Below are 17,982 nucleotides of genomic sequence, written 5' to 3'. Positions count from 1 at the left end.
CTTTTTCAGTCAAAAGAAATATCCAGGCCATCATCGTCTTTCTTCTCTGATGCCTTGGGTTTCATTACGGTTTTTAGAACCTTCACGGCGACGGCCGTGGTTAATGCGCCGGCAATAATGGCAATGACGTAGCCAACCGGGTTGCCGATAACCGGCAGTACAATCAGCCCACCCCACGGAGCGGCATTGGTGGCGCCAAACCAGAGCGAAATAATCGAAGCCACCGCGCCACCAATCATATTGGCTGGAATCACCCGCATCGGATCGGCCGCGGCGAAAGGTATCGCGCCTTCGCTGATGCCAATGCACCCCATGATCAGCGCCGGTTTGCCGGCTTCACGCTCTTCATCATTGAAAATGCCTTTGAACAAGAAGGTTGCTAGCGCCATGCCCAACGGCGGGGTACATACCGGCGCGGCGACGGCCGCCATCAACTGTGGGTTGGTGGTGATCAGCGCGACGGCAAAGAAAAACGCCGTCTTGTTCATCGGGCCGCCCATATCGAAGGTGATCATGCAACCGAGGATGGCGCCGAGAATAACGAATGAGGCGCCTTGCATGCCGGATAACCAGACGCTTAACCATTTCATCAGCCAGGCGACGGGATCGCCCACGATGTAATAGATAGCCATCCCGGTCAGGAAAGTACCGACCAACGGAATAATGAAAATCGGCAGAATCAGGCGCAGAAAATCGGGCACTTTCAGCTTGGCGATGCATTGCAACAGCGCATAGACCACCAGGCCGGCAATAATACCGGCGAGCATCCCGCCCAGAAAACCGGCCCCCATCTGGTTCGCCAGTAAACCGCCGATCGCGCCGGGCGCAATCCCCGGTTTTTCAACCATGGAATAGGCGATAAAACCGGCCAAAATAGGGATGAACAACGTCAGGCCGGCGATGCCGATTTCTGACATGGCTTTTAAAAAACCATGATCGGGTACCGCTGCCTTGCCGCTGAACATGACTGCCAATGCCAGAAGAACACCACCGGCGACGACAAAAGGAATCATGTACGACACGCCCGTCATGAAATGTCTTTTAGTATTTTTTAAAAGTTTAAACATATAAACCTCGACTTTTTAAAATGAGGTAACTTTTTTATATTCAGACTTCTAATGTTCTGACTATAAGGTTGTAGAGTTCTTCGGAGGTGGTTGCGTTTTTTATTTCATGTCGAAACTCCTCATTCATAAGTTTCCTGGCCAGCGTCGAAAAATACTTCATGTGTTCGTTATCATCTGCGGTTTTACTGATGGCCAGCATAAAGACCGTATCCACTTCCTGCTCGCCCCAAATAACCGGTGCCGCCAGGCGGGCGACGCTGATTGCCGAATCATTGATATAATCAGACTTGGTATGGGGAATCGCGAAACCGAAGCCGACCGCGGTCGGGAATGAATCTTCACGGCGCCATATATCGTCACACAGCTTTTCTCGATTATCCGTTCTGTGCCGCAGCCAGAGGTTATCGGTCATTTTTTTAATGACTTCGTTTTTATCATTGGCTTCCAGCCCGCAAAGAATAAATTCCTGGGCTAAAACCGGTTTTGCCGTGATCGCTTTTACATCAGGATGCGCAAGCAGGTTTTTTACCGCGGATGAGTTTTTTGCCTTCACCAACGCCTGCGCCAATTGCCGGCATTTTGCGTGGTTCAACGTTCGCAATGCATGTTTGACGGCGGGGATGGAGGCATGGCTCATGCTAAGCTCATCAAATCCCATGCCGATGAATACCGGCAGAAAATCCTTACTGGCGCCCAGTTCACCGCACAGACCGATCCATTTTCCGGCACGGTGGACTTCATCAACCGCGAATTGCAGCGCTTTTAAAAAAGCGGGCGAATAATTATCGTAAACGCTTTCCACCCGGTTATTGCCGCGGTCGGCTGCAAACAAATATTGCGTCAGGTCATTACTTCCCACGCTGAAAAAATCGGCATATTCGGCGATTTCGGGGATGGCGAAGATCACGGAGGGGACTTCAAGCATCACACCGAGTTCGATCTCTGCATCGAAGGGCTGGCCTGCCGTGACCATCTCTTGCTTAACCGATACCAATACCGCCCGGCACCAGGCTACTTCATCAACGCTGGCAATCATCGGTATCATGATTTTGGCGTTGCCCACCGCCGAAGCGCTTAAAATCGCCTTCAGCTGCATCTTGAAAAGTGCCAGATAGTGGGGATAGGTGCGCACGGCGCGGTATCCTAGAAACGGGTTTTCCTCTGTGCCAATGTTTAAATAGTCGACGGGTTTATCACCGCCGATATCAAACGTGCGGAAGATCACCGGCTTGCCGGCGGCCAACTTAACCACCTGGGTATAAAGCGCGGCTAACTCTGCAAAATCCGGGGGCGTGGCGCGATCCATGAACGACATTTCCGTGCGAAACAGCCCAACGCCTTCGGCTCCGCTGGCGAAAACCACCGCGGCTTCTTCAAGGCTGGCGATATTCGCGGCGATCTCAAGACGATGGCCATCGGTGGTGCAGGCCTTGGCATGGACATCGGCCAACATTTGCTGCTGCATCAGGTGCCGCGTGCTGATTTCATAGTGGTAATAGCGCACCACGTTCTCGCTGGGGGTAGCGATCAGCAGGCCGAGATCGCCATCGATAATGATTTCATGCTGTGGATCCAGATTCAGCGATGAAAAATCGATGCTGGCCAGCGCCGGGATACCGAGTGAGCGCGCCAGAATAGCCGTATGGGATGTTTTGCCCGCCGCGGTGAGAACCAGCCCGGTTAAATACGTTTTATTGATTGCCAGAAATTGGCTGGGCGTCAAACTGTTGGCGAGAATAATGGCGGGCTCTTGCAGTTCAAGACTCTGTTGCGGCAACGCATGCGGGCCGTAGATTTTTATCAACAATTGCAGGGTGATATCGAAAACGTCCAGCGCCCGTTCTTTGATATATTTACTGGAAGAGTGGTTGAGAATTTCGCAAAAATCCATTGCCGCGGAAACAATGGCAACCCACGCGCTTTTATGCTCATTGATATAATCGCTAATCGCCGTTTGGAACGCCACGTCCGTAATAATGGACAAATGCGCCTGAATAATATCGTGCTCAACGCCACGGCTATTTTGCAGGGCGGCGTCCTTTTCCTGTTTAAGTTTTTCTAACCCGTCCAGCAGGTGCATTTTTTCGCTTTGGGGGGCCGATTCGCCGCCCGGCGCGCGTGCCAGCATTTCTGCGAAAGACAGGCTCTGGATAACCCGCGGTTTCGCCATCGCTACGCCGCCGCCGATACGTGCGCCCTCAATAAAATGCGGTTTTGTCTCACGTAATGCCCGCGGCAGGTAGCCAGATGGCGAAGCGGTTTCTTCATCATCCCGATCAACGTCAAAAGCGGGTAATTTCTCAAGCAGGTCTGCAAGCTGCATGGCCGCATCGAACTCATCGTCACCCTGCAATGCGATCTGGCATTCATCACCCAATAAGGTATCCGTCGCGACGATGGAAAGCGCGCTCTTGGCGTTCCCCTGTAACCCCGTCCGTAAATTTTTCCATATCACTTCTGACTGGAATGTATTACAAAGGCGTTCAATATGGCCTGCCGGTCTCGCATGGATACCTTCTTTCAGCTCGCATTTATACGTTACCCGCTCTGACATAACCACTCCCGAAAACGTTAATCGTATTTCTGATAAATTTGGATGAACAGGAATGACGCCCCGTGTCGCATGCCTATAATCCTTTATCGTTATCGGGAAAGTTCCTATAGTAAAAAAGTCACCTTTTCTGCAAAAAAAGAACCTACTTGAATTTTTGTGACTCCTGTCATACTTTGCTACCTATAGCGAATTATAGATAATGCGATGTAAATTAACGGTATTTGCCGGTATTAAAACTATTTTCCTGTTTGGGATCGATGTCACAAATTTCTCAATAAGCCAGAAGAGATAACAAAATAAATATAAAAGCGACTTTTCTCCCCTTTAATGCTGGGTGCTCGGTGAGATAAAAAATAACTCTACCTATTTTTTTGCACGGCAGGGGGCAGAAATGCATTTCAAAGGATTGCTGTTTGATCTGGACGGTACTTTGGTTAACTCCCTTGATTTCGTAGAAGAATCCTGGCGTTCCTGGGCCAATAGCAAAGGGTTGGACAGTGAGGCCGTCCGGCGTTATCTGCATGGAAAACCGGCAATGGCAACCCTGCGCCATTTCATGCCTGGGGCCAGCGGCGCTGATTTGGTGCATGAATTTACCCTGCTTGAAAATTTTGAAGCGCGTAACACGGCGAGTATCACGCCGGTTCCGGGCGCTGTTGAATTCCTGTTAACGCTGCAGCGGCTCGCTGTACCTTGGGGGGTTGTGACATCTGGTTCGCTGAAAGTGGCTTCAGCCCGGATTAAACGGGTAGGGTTTCCGGCTCCGCCAGTATTGGTTACCAGTGAGGATATTCAGCATGGTAAGCCAAACCCAGAGCCTTTTCTGTTGGGGGCCGGCCGGCTCAATCTTCAGGCCGCAGACTGTATTGCCTTTGAGGACTCGTTCGCCGGCCTGGTCTCCGCGCAACAAGCGGGATGTGCGGTGGTGGAAGTGTTAACCACCAAGACGGTACCCCATGATATTACCCCTTTTCTGACGGTCGCTGATTACCTTGGCGTCTCCGTTGCTGCGGCCCGCGGATATTATTTTACCCTGAAGTGTTAATTGCGATTTTGGCGACACTCTACCGGTCATCCGTTGTTTAATCGGTGATAATCTAATTATTACCCTGTTATCTTTTTGCCATGGCCGCGTGAGCACAAATTAACCCATTCGCTACCGCAGAAAATAGCCGCGCAATATTTTTTCTTCAATGGGGTATTTTTGCACCACATCAGGGTGATACCGCTTTGATCTGAAGAGATAACCGTCTAGAATAGCTGCCGCAAAGACGTTGATGAGAAGACGTCATAAATACATCATAAAAAACCGATATTATCCTGGCTCGAAACACCCCGCACTTTCCCTCGCAAGCAGCAATTGACTTTTAATTAAACAAAACAGGACCCCCGATGAGACGTAAGTATTGCGCCATTATCATTCCGGCAGTGTTATTTACCCATGCAGCATCTGCTGCGGAATTATACAACAAGGACGGCAATAGGCTTGATTTATATGGCAAGGTCAAAGCGCTCCATTACCTATCCAAGGATGCTGATAATAACGGTGATAAATCTTACGTTCGGTTTGGTTTTAAAGGCAGCACCCAGATTACAGAGGACTTATCAGGTTATGGGCAATGGGAATATCAACTTTCGGCTAATCACACCGAAGCCGACAGCACCAAAGACACCAAGACCCGCCTGGGGTTTGCCGGCCTGAAATATAAAAACTTGGGTTCATTCGATTATGGCCGCAATTACGGGATTATTTATGATATCGGCGCCTGGACTGACATGATGCCGGAATTTGGTTGCGGCACGTATATCAAGACCGACAACTTTATGAATGGCCGAACCAATGGCGTGGCCACTTACCGTAACAATAACTTTTTTAACCTGGTTGATGGTTTGAATGTTGCTGTGCAGTATCAGGGGAAAAACCAAAAAAACCAGAATGACAACCGTTCTGCCAGCAAGGCTAACGGTGATGGATGGGGTATATCTTCCAGCTATGAAGTCTTTGACGGATTACGCGTGGGCGCAGCTTATGCCTCATCCAACAGAGTGAGCGCACAGAAAGAAGGTACCTACGGCAAAGGGAATAAGGCCGATATATGGGCCGTTGGGCTGAAATACGATCCTGGCAGTGTCTATTTGGCCGCGACTTACTCTGAAAGCCACAACATTGTGCCGATTTCCGGCACGGCCGTGATTCATGGTACGGCGACAAGCGTTAATGGTTTTGCCAATAAAGCTGAAAAAATAGAGTTGGTGGCCCAGTATCAGTTCAAATCCGGTTTCCGCCCGTCGGTGTCTTATGCCCAGTCGAAGGCAAAAGATATTGAAAATATCGGCAGTGCCGATCTGGTAAAGCATATTGAGATTGGTACTTATTACTATTTCAATAAGAACATGTCCACCTATGTGGACTATAAAATCAACCGGCTCAATGATGATAATAAACTGGGGATAAAAAACGACAATATCTTTGCCGTTGCATTAGGCTACCAGTTCTAGGTATAAGTAGCGCTACCTGCCCGAATGAAAGGCTTAGCCGATAGGCGTTAACTAATGAGAAACGATAACCTGCTGTCGTCACGCTATCAGGATAATAGCGTTAGCGCTGGTTTCATCTGCCGTTTCTGATTTTTACCCTTATAACGTGATAGCGCAGCCGGCTATCACCTTATTTTTATGACGCCGCCAGCGCTTGCGCGCATGCCCAGGCAGAACTCCAGGCCCACTGGAAGTTGTATCCCCCCAGCCAGCCGGTCACGTCGACCACTTCACCGATAAAATACAGGCCGGGTACTTTGTTGGCCTGCATCGTTTTTGAGGAAAGTTCGTGGGTATCAACGCCGCCGATGGTCACTTCCGCCGTACGGTAGCCTTCGGTGCCGTTGGGCTGTACCCGCCAGTTTTGCAGGTTATCCACCAGCGCTGCGATCTGGCCTGACGTAAGCTGCTTCAATGTGGCTTCCGGCAGTTGCCCGAGCGTTTGCAGGCACTCTACCAACCGTTTTGGCAAATGCAGTGCCAGCGTGTTTTTCAGGCTTTGGTTCGGGTGCGCCTGGCGTTGCTCATCAAGGAACCCCGCTAAATCAAATGCAGGAAGTAAGTTAATACTCACAAACTCACCCGGTTGCCAGTAGCTGGAGATCTGCAGCACCGCCGGGCCGGACAGGCCGCGGTGGGTAAACAGAATGGCTTCACGAAAACGGGTGCCGTTTTCCGCCGTGATCTCTGCCGGCACCGAAACGCCGGAAAGCGATTGCGAATGTTCCAACAGCGGTTTATGCAGGGTAAACGGCACCAATGCGGCCCGTGTCGGCAATACTTTCAGGCTGAACTGTTCCGCCAGCTTATAGCCGAACGGCGTTGCGCCCAGCCCCGGCATCGAAAGCCCGCCGCTGGCTACCACAAGTGAGCGAGCGCTCACTATGCTGCCGTTAAGCTGCAGTTCGAACCCGGCAGCGGTTTTTTCTACGCCGAGCACTTCGCTGCGCAACCGCAGAGAGACCAGGCCCAGCTCACACTCTTGCACCAGCATATCGACAATTTGCTGGGCCGATTCATCGCAAAACAACTGGCCGAGCGTTTTTTCGTGGTAGGCGATACCGTAGCGGTTGACCAGATCGATAAAATCCCATTGAGTATAACGCGCCAGCGCCGATTTACAAAAATGCGGGTTGCTGGAAAGGTAGGCCGCCGGATCCGCGTGCATGTTGGTAAAATTACAACGCCCGCCGCCGGACATCAGGATTTTTCGGCCCGGTTTTTTGCCGTTATCCAGCAACAGCACCCGGCAGCCGAGTTGCCCTGCCTGCGCCGCGCAAAACATCCCGGCCGCGCCCGCACCGATTATGACGACATCAAACTGTTCCACCCAAGCCCCTCGAAAATCACAACTGCCGTAAAAAGGCCGCCATTTTACGCTATTTTGCCGCCACTCATCGGCAAATTTACCGAGAAAAAGCGCTTAATGAGTGATAATAACCGAAGAAAGTAAGAAAATATTACAGGTTAGAAATCCACATAATGCATTGAAATTAATTATTTTTATTAGTTTATTGTCATTAAATGGTCACATTGAAATCAAAAAAACGTCATATTTTGCTTTTCCCCGGCACCGATTGTCACCGATAATGCGCGGCGTTCATGTCCACCAACCTGGCTTAACGCTTATGTTGCATTTGTTCGCTGGCCTGGATTTTCATACCGGCCTGATGTTGATTCTCGCACTGTTGTTTGTCTTGTTTTATGAAGCCATTAACGGTTTTCACGACACGGCCAATGCGGTTGCTACCGTCATTTATACTCGCGCTATGCGTTCGCAGCTTGCGGTCGTCATGGCAGGTGTCTTCAACTTTCTTGGCGTAATACTCGGTGGTTTGAGTGTCGCCTATGCCATTGTTCATCTGTTGCCGACCGATCTGCTGTTGAACGTCAGTTCAGCGCACGGGTTAGCGATGGTGTTCTCAATGCTGTTGGCCGCCATTATTTGGAACCTCGGCACCTGGTATTTTGGTCTGCCGGCGTCCAGTTCCCATACGCTGATCGGCGCCATTATCGGCGTGGGGTTAACCAATGCCCTGGTGACCCATACGTCAGCGGTCGATGCGCTGAACATCCCGAAAATGATCAGTATTTTCCTGTCATTGATCTTTTCCCCACTGGTGGGGATGCTGGTCGCCGGGGTGATGGTGTTTATATTGCGTCGCTACTGGAGCGGTACTAAAAAACGCCAGCGTATTCATATGACCCCAGCCGAACGCGAAAAGGTCGACGGCAAACGCAAACCGCCGTTCTGGACCCGCATCGCACTGATCCTGTCAGCTATCGGCGTTAGCTTCTCGCACGGTGCTAACGACGGGCAGAAAGGCATTGGTCTGATCATGCTGGTGCTGATTGGCGTTGCTCCTGCCGGTTTTGTGCTTAATATGAATGCAACCGGTTATGACATCACACGCACGCGTGATGCCGTTAACCACTTGCAGCAGTTTTATCAGTCGCACGGTGATTCGCTGTCGCATGTGCTGACGCTGCAGCCGTTGGGTGCTATCGCGGATAGTACCGCCGGCGATCAAGCGGAATTCCACTGCGACAATTCAAGCGCGCTGCCTGCGCTGGAATACACCACCGGCCTGCTGAACGATCTGCAAAGCTACGATCAACTGACGGTTGAACAGCGCAGCCATCTGCGCCGCCTGCTGATGTGCGTCAGCGATACCGCAAGCCGTGTCGCCAAGCTGCCGGAAACTTCCTCAGAAGATAAGCGCTTCCTCAACAACCTGCGCCAGGATCTGCTGCAAACCGTTGAATATGCGCCGTTGTGGATTATCGTTGCGGTTGCATTGGCGTTGTCGCTGGGCACCATGGTGGGCTGGCGCCGCGTCGCGACCACCATCGGCGAGAAGATCGGCAAGAAGGGCATGACTTATGCTCAGGGCGTATCGGCCCAGATGACAGCGGCGCTCTCCATCGGCGTGGCCAGCTATACCGGGATGCCGGTATCCACCACGCACGTGCTGTCTTCTGCTGTCGCCGGGACGATGATTGTCGATGGCGGCGGCGTGCAGAGCAAAACCGTGAAGAATATCCTGATGGCATGGGTGTTAACCCTGCCGGTATCGATCGTGCTTTCCGGCGGGCTCTACTGGTTGGCACTGAAGCTGATCTAAGCACCGGGCCACACAGAATGCGATGCCAGTCAGCTTGCTGACTGGCATTTTTTTCACCCGTCTATCAGCCCAATGCCTGAAGATTGCGGTATGACAAGGGGATTGGCTCAATACCAAATCAGCATGGCAAGCAGACTTATCACCACCAGGCCGCACAGGGCGGAAGTCAGTACGAACTGGCCGCGCACCCGCTCGCAGCGGCGGATAAACTCGGGATCATGATGATCGGTGTAGCGCTGCGCATAGATGTACCGCACCAGCCTTAGCTGCTTGCTCGGCTGGCCGTGCGTGGTAAAAAAGCCCCCTCCGTCGACATATTGATACAACAACGGGTCACAGCCGCGCAATACCACCAGCAGCGCCCGCAGAGAAGAGTAATAACGCGCCATGTTTATCACACAGACCACACACAAAGCCCAAAACAGCGCGACGGTACTGATCATGATTCCCCTCCTCAAGGCGTTGTCATCCGCGGCAATCCACCGCGGCCAACCACCCAACCACTACCACAAATTCAACGGCTTTCTGGCGCATCGCCCACGGCAGAGTCCCAGGGGGTATTGCTATTGATGTCACACAGGGAACGGCGAGGCCTCTATTCATTATTGTAGGATAATGAGACGCAAACCAATCTGCATCATGCATAAAATTTATCGCAATCCGCTCGGTTGTCACCTACCACTTGGTTATAACGCATAACCACAGCTTTTTACTGCGCGATGAGCAACGGCGATCAGGCTATACTTTTGACCAGATACGCTTATCTTTCTGGCGCGCAGGCGAGTAATATCCACTTAAATAATAGGATTTTCAGTGCAGTCGGTGTAAAACGGAAGCGTAACGGTGACAGAATCGATTGATACAATGCAGTGTGATCGCCCCAACATATCACTGTGTTATCTGAATGATATTATGCAGGTAGACCGAAAGCGCCGGATTGCAACGCCGAATATCTGCTAACTCTTTAATCAGTCTTATATGGAAGGAGTATTCTCATGGCTTACAAACACATTCTGATCGCGGTTGACCTATCGCCAGAAAGCAAGACGCTGGTCGAGAAAGCCGTATCAATGGCGCGGCCGTATAATGCGAAGGTGTCTCTGATTCATGTGGATGTTAACTATTCCGATCTTTACACCGGCCTGATCGACGTCAACCTTGGCGATATGCAAAAGCGCATCTCTGAAGAAACCCGCCACGCATTGGCCGAACTGTCGCAGAACGCCGGTTATCCGATCACTCAAACCCTGAGCGGTAGTGGCGATTTGGCGCAGGTGCTGGTCGATGCCATCAAAAAATACGATATGGATCTGGTGCTGTGCGGCCATCATCAGGACTTCTGGAGCAAACTGATGTCCTCTGCGCGCCAACTGATCAACACCGTGCATATCGACATGCTGATCGTGCCGCTGCGCGATGACGATGAAGCTGAAGAAGAAGAAACCGAGTAAGCACGATTTTGCTTCACCCCCATTCTGTTCGGGATGGGGGTCTTTCCCGCCGGCGGGTCGGCGCGTCTCTTTTATGCGGCAAGCCTATAACCTCAATCTGGCAGGGCTGTCTTTACGCCGGTGAAAAGTGATATTGTTCACAGATCCCACCAATAGCGTTATTGCCTCACGGCTGCAGTGGTTATACCACGGCAGGCAAAGCATCTTAAGTTATATTATTGTTTATTTATTGTTAACAAATGGTTTGTTTTTTCGTTCTGGCGCGTTGTAATATTACCACCATGTAAATAATTAACTTATTTTTAACAAGTAATCGCCGGTAATTTTACCTTAATGGGCACAGATCACATTTTGTTAACTTCGACTGCGCGTGCTATTCCATTCCTTTGTAATCTGCAGGCCGTGGAGAAACCTCCCCCTACAGATAAAAAAGGTACAGCTATGAAATTTAACCTCGCATTATTCAATGCATGTGTGGTTTCTGCGTGCATATTATCAACAACACCGGGCTTTGCTGCGGAGAAATATGACATTGCCGTGGTCGCCAAAGTTACGGGGATTCCGTGGTTTAACCGTATGGAGGTCGGTGTTAAAGAAGCGGCGACCAAACTGGACGTTAATGCTTACCAAACCGGCCCTTCAACCCCCGATCCCGCCGCCCAGGTGAAAGTGATCGAAGATCTGATCGCCAAAAACGTGAACGCTATTATTGTGGTGCCGAACGATGCCAAAGTGCTGGAGCCGGTGCTGAAGAAAGCGCGCGATAAAGGCATTGTGGTGCTCACCCATGAATCGCCGGATCAGCAAATCGGCCAATGGGATATCGAAACCATCGACAGTGAGAAATATGCTCAGGCCAATATTGATGAGCTGGCCAAGAACATGGGCGGTAAGGGCGGCTACGCGATTTATGTCGGTTCACTGACCGTGCCGTTGCACAATGCCTGGGCGGATTTCGCCATTAAATACCAGAAAGAAAAGTACCCAGACATGTTTGAGGTCACTTCCCGGTTGCCGGTGGCGGAAAGCATCGACAAATCCTATGCCACCACGCTGGATCTGACGAAAACCTACCCGCAGATGAAAGGCATCATCGGTTTCGGCTCCCTCGGCCCGATTGGTGCCGGCCAGGCGGTCGCCAGCAAGCGCGCCAAAGACAAGATTAGCGTCGTGGGCATTGCCATGCCGGCCCAGGCGGCGCCCTACCTGATGCGCGGCGATATCAAAAAGGCCCTGCTGTGGGACCCGAAAGACGCAGGTTATGCCCTGGTGACGGTGGCCGATCAGCTGCTGCAAGGTAAGGAAGTCACCCCGGATCTGACCATTGATGGGCTGGGCAAGGCGGATGTCGATATGGAACACAAAGTCATTCGGTTCAACAAAATTCTGGAAGTGACGAAAGACAACGCCAAATCACTGGGCTTTTAATTTTTATCTTGCGCCACACCAGGGAAAAGAAGCGCACTCCTCTGGCTATAAAGAGGCGTGCGCCTGAAAAACAATAGCCATTATTTTATGCATCCGCGTCAAAATAACACATTGCACAGGCTAACGTTATGACATCAACCACTGCATTTATCACGCTGGAAAATATCAGTAAGCAGTTTCCTGGCGTATTGGCCCTTGATCGGATCAATCTCACGCTGAATAAAGGCGAGGTGCATTGCCTGGCCGGGCAAAATGGCTGTGGTAAAAGCACCATTATTAAAATTATTTCCGGGGTGTACCAACCCGAAAAAGGTGCCACTATTTTATTTGAAGGGAAACTATTCCATTCCCTGACGCCACAGCTTTCCGCTTATTACGGCATTCAAGTTATTTACCAGGATCTATCGTTATTCCCTAACCTGACGGTGACGGAAAATATTGCTATCCATCGCCACTTACCCGGCGGGCATTTTTGGGTTAATCAACGCGCGATGCGTCAGACCGCGCTGGATGTTATGGCCCGCGTCGGCGTGCGTATCGATCCGGATAAAAAAGTCGAGAAACTGTCGATTGCCGATCGCCAACTGGTCGCCATCTGCAGGGCGCTCGCCGCCGAAGCGCGGCTGGTGATCATGGACGAGCCTACCGCTTCGCTCACCCGCCAGGAAGTGGATGGCCTGCTGCGGGTGGTTAATGAGCTGAAAGCGGCTGGCATCTGCGTCGTATTCGTTAGCCACCGGCTGGATGAAGTTATGGAAGTGGCCGATCGGATCAGCGTAATGCGCGACGGCCAACTGGTCGGCACTTACCCGGCAAGCGAGTTGGACAGCCACGAGCTGGCTTTCCTGATGACCGGCCAACGCTTCCATTACAGCCAACTGCCGGCGCAGCCAGCGGTGGAAAGCACTCCGCTGCTGGAGGTTTGCGGGCTTACGCGGCGTGGAAAATATCACAATATCAACCTGGCGTTGCGTGCCGGCGAAATTGTTTCCATCGTTGGCCTGCTGGGCGCCGGCCGCACGGAGCTGTGCCTGGCGCTGTTTGGCATGGCGCACCCTGACGGCGGTGAAATCCGCATTGCGGGGCAGCCGGTGCAACTGCGCACTAACCGGGATGCGGTGCGCCATGGTATCGGCTACGTCTCTGAAGATCGCCTGACGCAGGGGCTTATCATGGAGCAATCCATCTTTGACAACACCATCGTCACCGTTTTTGACAAGCTACATACGCCACTCGGGCTGTTGGATCACCAGCGTGCCCGCGCCCTGGTCGATAAGCTGATTCGCGAGTTGAATATCAAAGTCTCCGATAGCGGCCTGCCGTTGAAGACGCTATCCGGCGGCAACGCCCAGCGCATAGCGATCGCCAAATGGGTCGCTACCCAGCCGAAGATCCTGATCCTTGATTCGCCTACCGTCGGCGTCGATATCGCCAATAAAGAAGGGATCTACCAGATCGCCAGAGATCTGGCCGCGCAAGGGATGGCGGTGTTGATGATCTGCGATGAGATCCCGGAAGCCTACTATAACAGCCACCGGGTGTTGGTGATGCGCAAAGGCGAACTGGTGGCCGAATTTGCGCCGCACCACAGTACGGAACAACAGATTGCCGAGGTGGTCAATGGATAAATCCCTTCTTGCACGCCTGGCAGGGCGGCATGAGCTTTACCTGGGCCTGATGGTGCTGTTTCTGGCTATCGGCCTGAGCGCCACGACGACCGAATTCCTGACGCTCGGCAACCTGACGGACGTCGCCACCAGCTATGCCATTTTGGGGATCCTGGCCTGCGGCCTGTTCGTGGTGCTGATCGCCGGCGGTATTGATATTTCTTTCCCGGCGGTCACCGCCATCGCCCAGTACGTGATGGCAAGCTGGGTCATTGATCATGGCGGCAACTTCCCGCTGGCGTTCGCTTTGGCGATTGGCGTGGGGCTGCTGCTTGGGCTGGTGAACGGCTTTCTGGTTTATTGGCTGAAGGTGCCCGCCATTATTATCACCATTGCCACACTCAACCTGTTCTATGGCCTGTTGGTGTATGCCACCAACGGCACCTGGTTGTATGGCTTTCCGGACTGGTTCATGGATGGCATCAGTTGGTTTTCGTTCACCGCCGCTGATGGCTATGACTACGGCTTGACGCTGCCGCTGCTGTGCCTGTTGGCGGTCATCGTCATCACCGGCGTACTGATGAACTTTACCCGGCTGGGCCGCCAGATTTTCGCCATGGGCGGCAACCGCGATGCGGCATCGCGCCTGGGGCTAAACCTGCTGCGGCTGCACTTCTACGTGTATGGCTATATGAGCATTCTGGCCGGTGTTACCGCCGTTGTGCAGGCGCAGATAACCCAATCAGTCGCTCCCAATTCGCTGCTTGGCTTTGAACTGACGGTGCTGGCCGCCGTGGTGCTCGGCGGCACCAGCATGACCGGTGGGCGTGGTTCTCTTACCGGCACCTTGCTTGGCGTCGTGCTGCTGGCTTTCCTGCAAAACGGCCTGACGTTGCTTAGCGTTTCTTCTTACTGGCATACGGTGTTTAGCGGGATGATTATTCTGATCAGCATCAGCGCAACCGCCTGGAATGAAAAACGTAAGTTGGCCAAGGAGTTATAACATGTCGCAGTTAATTCGTTTTCTCCCCGGCGACCGTATCATCCGCTTGCAGGGGATTATCATCATCGCCGTAGCATTGCTGTTCGCCGGGCTGCTGGGCGGGCGTTTCTTCAGCGCCGGCAACTTCCAGTCGATCGCCTCGCAGTTGCCGATCCTCGGTATGCTGGCGCTCGGTATGGGGATCACCATGCTAACCGGCGGCATCAATCTGTCGATTATCGCCGGGGCGAATGCCTGTTCGCTGGTGATGGCGGCGATCATCATCAGCCATCCCGATCAACCGTTGTTTATCGCCCTGGCGCTGCTGGCCGGGCTGGCGGTCGCGCTTGCCATTGGCCTACTGAACGGCGCGCTGGTCGCCTGGGTTGGTGTCTCGCCGATTCTGGCTTCGCTGGGCACAATGACGCTCATCAGCGGGCTGAATATCCTGCTTTCCAACGGCGCCGTGATCTCTGGCTTCCCCGCAGTGATTCAGTACATCGGCAATGGCAGTATTCTTGGCATTCCGGTGGCGCTGTTGCTGTTCCTGTTGGTGGCCGCCGGGCTGTGGCTGCTGTTGGAACACACGACGCTGGGGCGCAGCCTGTACCTGATCGGTTCCAACGAGCAGGCGACCCGCTTTAGCGGCGTCAATACGGCGCGGGTACAAATCGCCGTGTATATCCTTTCGGCCCTGCTTGGCTGGGGGGCCGCGCTGCTGATGATGGCGAAATTCAACTCCGCCAAGGCCGGTTACGGCGAATCCTATCTGCTGGTGACCATTCTGGCCTCGGTGCTCGGCGGCATTAATCCGGACGGTGGGTTTGGCCGTATCCTGGGGCTGTTGCTGGCGCTGATCGTGCTACAGATGTTGGAAAGCGGCCTCAATCTGCTGGGCGTCAGCAGCTATCTGACAATGGCCCTGTGGGGCGGCGTGCTGATCCTGTTTATCGCATTACAGAATCGAAAGGCCTGAGGAGAAGAAGAATGGCGAGTTATTTCATTGGCGTAGATGTTGGCACCGGAAGTGCGCGCGCAGGCGTATTCGATCTCAACGGGCATATGGTCGGGCAGGCCAGCAGGGCTATCGAACTGTACCGCCCAAAGGCGGATTTTGTCGAACAATCTTCAGACAATATCTGGCAGGCGGTGTGCAACGCGGTACGTGATGCCGTCAACCAGGCTGATATCAACCCGATCCAGGTGAAAGGGCTGGGGTTCGACGCCACCTGCTCGCTGGTGGTGCTGGATAAAGAAGGCAAGCCGCTGACCGTCAGCCCGTCCGGCCGCACCGAGCAGAATATCATCGTGTGGATGGATCACCGGGCGATCGCTCAGGCTGAGCGTATCAACGCCACCAAACATCGGGTGCTGGATTTTGTCGGCGGTATTATCTCGCCGGAAATGCAAACGCCGAAAATGCTCTGGCTGAAGCAACACATGCCCACCACCTGGGCCAATGCCGGCTACCTGTTCGATCTGCCGGATTTCCTCACCTGGCGCGCCACCCAAGACGCCACCCGCTCATTGTGCTCAACCGTGTGTAAATGGACCTACCTCGGCCATGAACAGCGTTGGGAAAAAAGCTATTTCAAACAGATTGGGCTGGAAGACGTGCTGGAACACGACGCAGCAAAAATCGGCAGCGATGTGAAAATAATGGGCGAGCCGCTGGGCCACGGCCTGACCGTACGCGCCGCCGGCGAAATGGGCCTGATCGCCGGCACTGCCGTCAGCGTCTCCATCATTGATGCGCACGCCGGGACGCTGGGCACCATTGGCGCCACCGGGGTTTCCGGCGAGGTGGCGGATTTCGATCGACGAATCGCGTTAATCGGCGGCACCTCCACCGGGCATATGGCGATGTCGCGCACCGCGCGTTTTATCAGCGGCGTATGGGGCCCTTATTATTCCGCCATTTTGCCGGGCTACTGGCTGAATGAAGGCGGGCAGTCAGCCACCGGGGCGCTTATCGATCACGTCATTCAGTCACATCCGTGCTATCCGGAGCTGCTGGCGCAGGCCAAAACCGGCGGGAAAACCATCTATGAAGTCTTGAACGCGTTGCTAAAACGTATGGCGGGCGAGCCGGAGCATATCGCCTTCCTGACCAGGGATATCCATATGCTGCCCTATTTCCACGGCAACCGTTCGCCGCGCGCTAACCCAACCTTAACGGGCGTCCTGACCGGGTTAAAACTTTCACGCACGCCGGAAGACATGGCGCTGCACTACCTGGCGGCGATTCAGGCGATCGCGCTGGGCACGCGCCATATCATTGAGACCATGAACCAGAGCGGCTACAGCATTGATACCATCATGGCCAGCGGCGGCGGCACCAAAAACCCGATCTTCGTGCAGGAACACGCGAATGCGACCGGTTGCGCGATGCTCTTGCCCGAAGAGAGCGAAGCAATGTTATTGGGCGGCGCCATGATGGGCACCGTTGCTGCCGGGGTATTTGACACGCTGCCGGAGGCGATGAACGCCATGAGCCGCATCGGTAAAACCGTTACGCCGCAGACCAATAGCATTAAGCAGTATTACGATCGCAAATACCGTGTTTTTCATGAGCTGTACCATGACCACATGAAGTATCGACAACTGATGCAGGAGGGGGCATGAGCGAGCAGGAATGGCAGCGTGCCGTCGATGCCTGGGCGGTTTACAGCCGTGAATTGGCGCAGTTGCCACAGCGGATTGACGCCGCAACCTGGCAACAGTTGATCGCGAAGCTCAGCGGTTGTAAAGGCAAGATTGCCGTTAGCGGTGTGGGCACATCCGGCATCGCCGCGCGCAAGGTCGCCCATATGTTGGCCTGTGTGGAGCGGCCAGCAATCTATCTGAATGCCACCGACGCGGCGCACGGTGATTTGGGCTTTTTGCGCAGCGAAGATTTGATGATTTTGATCTCGCGCGGCGGTAATTCGGAAGAGCTTGCACGCCTGCTTCCCACGCTGCATGCCAAGGGCGTACCGATTATCTGCGTCACTGAAAATCTTGATTCCGCTATCGCCCGTGCGGCGCAGCTGACGATCAAAACCGGGGTGGAAAAGGAGATAGATCCGCTGAATATGCTGGCAACAACGTCAATTGTGCTGGTATTGGCGATCTTTGACGCCGCTTGCGCCTGCCTGATGGCGCGCAACGGCTTTGATAAGCAAACCCTGCTGGCGGTGCACCCCGGCGGGAATGTGGGCAAAAGCCTGCGGGAAGGGCGCTAGCGGCCT

The 17,982-nt window shown here is 53.3% G+C and carries 14 protein-coding genes; 10 read left to right on the top strand and 4 right to left on the bottom strand.

The features are described from left to right. Positions 1-5: 5 nt before the first annotated feature. Entirely contained in the window at positions 6-1,067 is a 1,062-nt protein-coding gene (locus AC559G_RS00500; RefSeq protein WP_498910456.1) for a PTS fructose transporter subunit EIIC, read from the bottom strand. Positions 1,068-1,107: 40 nt separating this feature from the next. After that, on the bottom strand, positions 1,108-3,621 hold the full coding sequence (ptsP, locus tag AC559G_RS00495) for a phosphoenolpyruvate--protein phosphotransferase (protein ID WP_498910455.1): 2,514 nt from the start codon (positions 3,619-3,621) through the stop codon (positions 1,108-1,110). Between the two features lie 334 nt (positions 3,622-3,955). On the opposite strand from ptsP, the gene AC559G_RS00490 reads away from it, so the two are divergent. Both AC559G_RS00490 and AC559G_RS00485 read left to right on the top strand, forming a co-directional pair. Further along, positions 3,956-4,666 (top strand): HAD-IA family hydrolase, encoded by a 711-nt coding sequence (locus AC559G_RS00490; protein WP_498910453.1) that lies wholly within the window; start codon positions 3,956-3,958, stop codon positions 4,664-4,666. 347 nt (positions 4,667-5,013) lie between these two features. Next, complete coding sequence (locus AC559G_RS00485; RefSeq protein WP_498910451.1) at positions 5,014-6,120, top strand: porin family protein; 1,107 nt, start codon at positions 5,014-5,016, stop codon at positions 6,118-6,120. Between the two features lie 175 nt (positions 6,121-6,295). Here AC559G_RS00485 and AC559G_RS00480 read toward each other — a convergent pair whose 3' ends face one another. Then, entirely contained in the window at positions 6,296-7,489 is a 1,194-nt protein-coding gene (locus tag AC559G_RS00480) for a BaiN/RdsA family NAD(P)/FAD-dependent oxidoreductase (RefSeq protein WP_498910449.1), read from the bottom strand. Positions 7,490-7,787: 298 nt separating this feature from the next. On the opposite strand from AC559G_RS00480, the gene pitA reads away from it, so the two are divergent. Further along, positions 7,788-9,284, top strand: a complete 1,497-nt coding sequence (pitA, locus tag AC559G_RS00475; protein ID WP_279024698.1) for an inorganic phosphate transporter PitA — start codon at positions 7,788-7,790, stop codon at positions 9,282-9,284. A gap of 107 nt (positions 9,285-9,391) precedes the next feature. Here pitA and uspB read toward each other — a convergent pair whose 3' ends face one another. After that, the gene (gene uspB / locus AC559G_RS00470) at positions 9,392-9,727 is read right to left on the bottom strand and encodes a universal stress protein UspB (protein WP_438597115.1); all 336 of its coding nucleotides are present in this window, start codon (positions 9,725-9,727) and stop codon (positions 9,392-9,394) included. A gap of 552 nt (positions 9,728-10,279) precedes the next feature. Between uspB and uspA the strand changes: the two genes are divergently transcribed. From uspA to AC559G_RS00435, 7 genes are all read left to right on the top strand, one after another. Then, the gene (uspA, locus tag AC559G_RS00465) at positions 10,280-10,735 is read left to right on the top strand and encodes a universal stress protein UspA (RefSeq protein ID WP_279024700.1); all 456 of its coding nucleotides are present in this window, start codon (positions 10,280-10,282) and stop codon (positions 10,733-10,735) included. Between the two features lie 441 nt (positions 10,736-11,176). After that, complete coding sequence (locus AC559G_RS00460; protein ID WP_498910445.1) at positions 11,177-12,163, top strand: autoinducer 2 ABC transporter substrate-binding protein; 987 nt, start codon at positions 11,177-11,179, stop codon at positions 12,161-12,163. Between the two features lie 128 nt (positions 12,164-12,291). Continuing rightward, positions 12,292-13,791 (top strand): sugar ABC transporter ATP-binding protein, encoded by a 1,500-nt coding sequence (locus tag AC559G_RS00455; protein ID WP_498910443.1) that lies wholly within the window; start codon positions 12,292-12,294, stop codon positions 13,789-13,791. After that, the gene (locus tag AC559G_RS00450; RefSeq protein WP_498910441.1) at positions 13,784-14,773 is read left to right on the top strand and encodes an ABC transporter permease; all 990 of its coding nucleotides are present in this window, start codon (positions 13,784-13,786) and stop codon (positions 14,771-14,773) included. The genes AC559G_RS00455 and AC559G_RS00450 overlap by 8 nt, the downstream gene beginning before the upstream one ends. A 1-nt stretch (position 14,774) precedes the next feature. Further along, positions 14,775-15,728, top strand: coding sequence for an ABC transporter permease (locus AC559G_RS00445; protein WP_498910439.1), 954 nt, complete (start codon positions 14,775-14,777; stop codon positions 15,726-15,728). Positions 15,729-15,739: 11 nt separating this feature from the next. Then, complete coding sequence (locus AC559G_RS00440) at positions 15,740-17,377, top strand: FGGY-family carbohydrate kinase (RefSeq protein WP_095846724.1); 1,638 nt, start codon at positions 15,740-15,742, stop codon at positions 17,375-17,377. Continuing rightward, positions 17,374-17,976, top strand: coding sequence for an SIS domain-containing protein (locus AC559G_RS00435; protein WP_498910437.1), 603 nt, complete (start codon positions 17,374-17,376; stop codon positions 17,974-17,976). Before AC559G_RS00440 ends, AC559G_RS00435 begins: the two co-directional genes overlap by 4 nt. Positions 17,977-17,982: the final 6 nt, after the last annotated feature.

The organism is Gibbsiella greigii, from assembly GCF_039540155.1.
GTDB lineage: Bacteria > Pseudomonadota > Gammaproteobacteria > Enterobacterales > Enterobacteriaceae > Gibbsiella > Gibbsiella quercinecans.
Note: the sequence above shows the minus strand (reverse complement) of the source record. Positions and strands in the feature narration are given on the sequence as shown.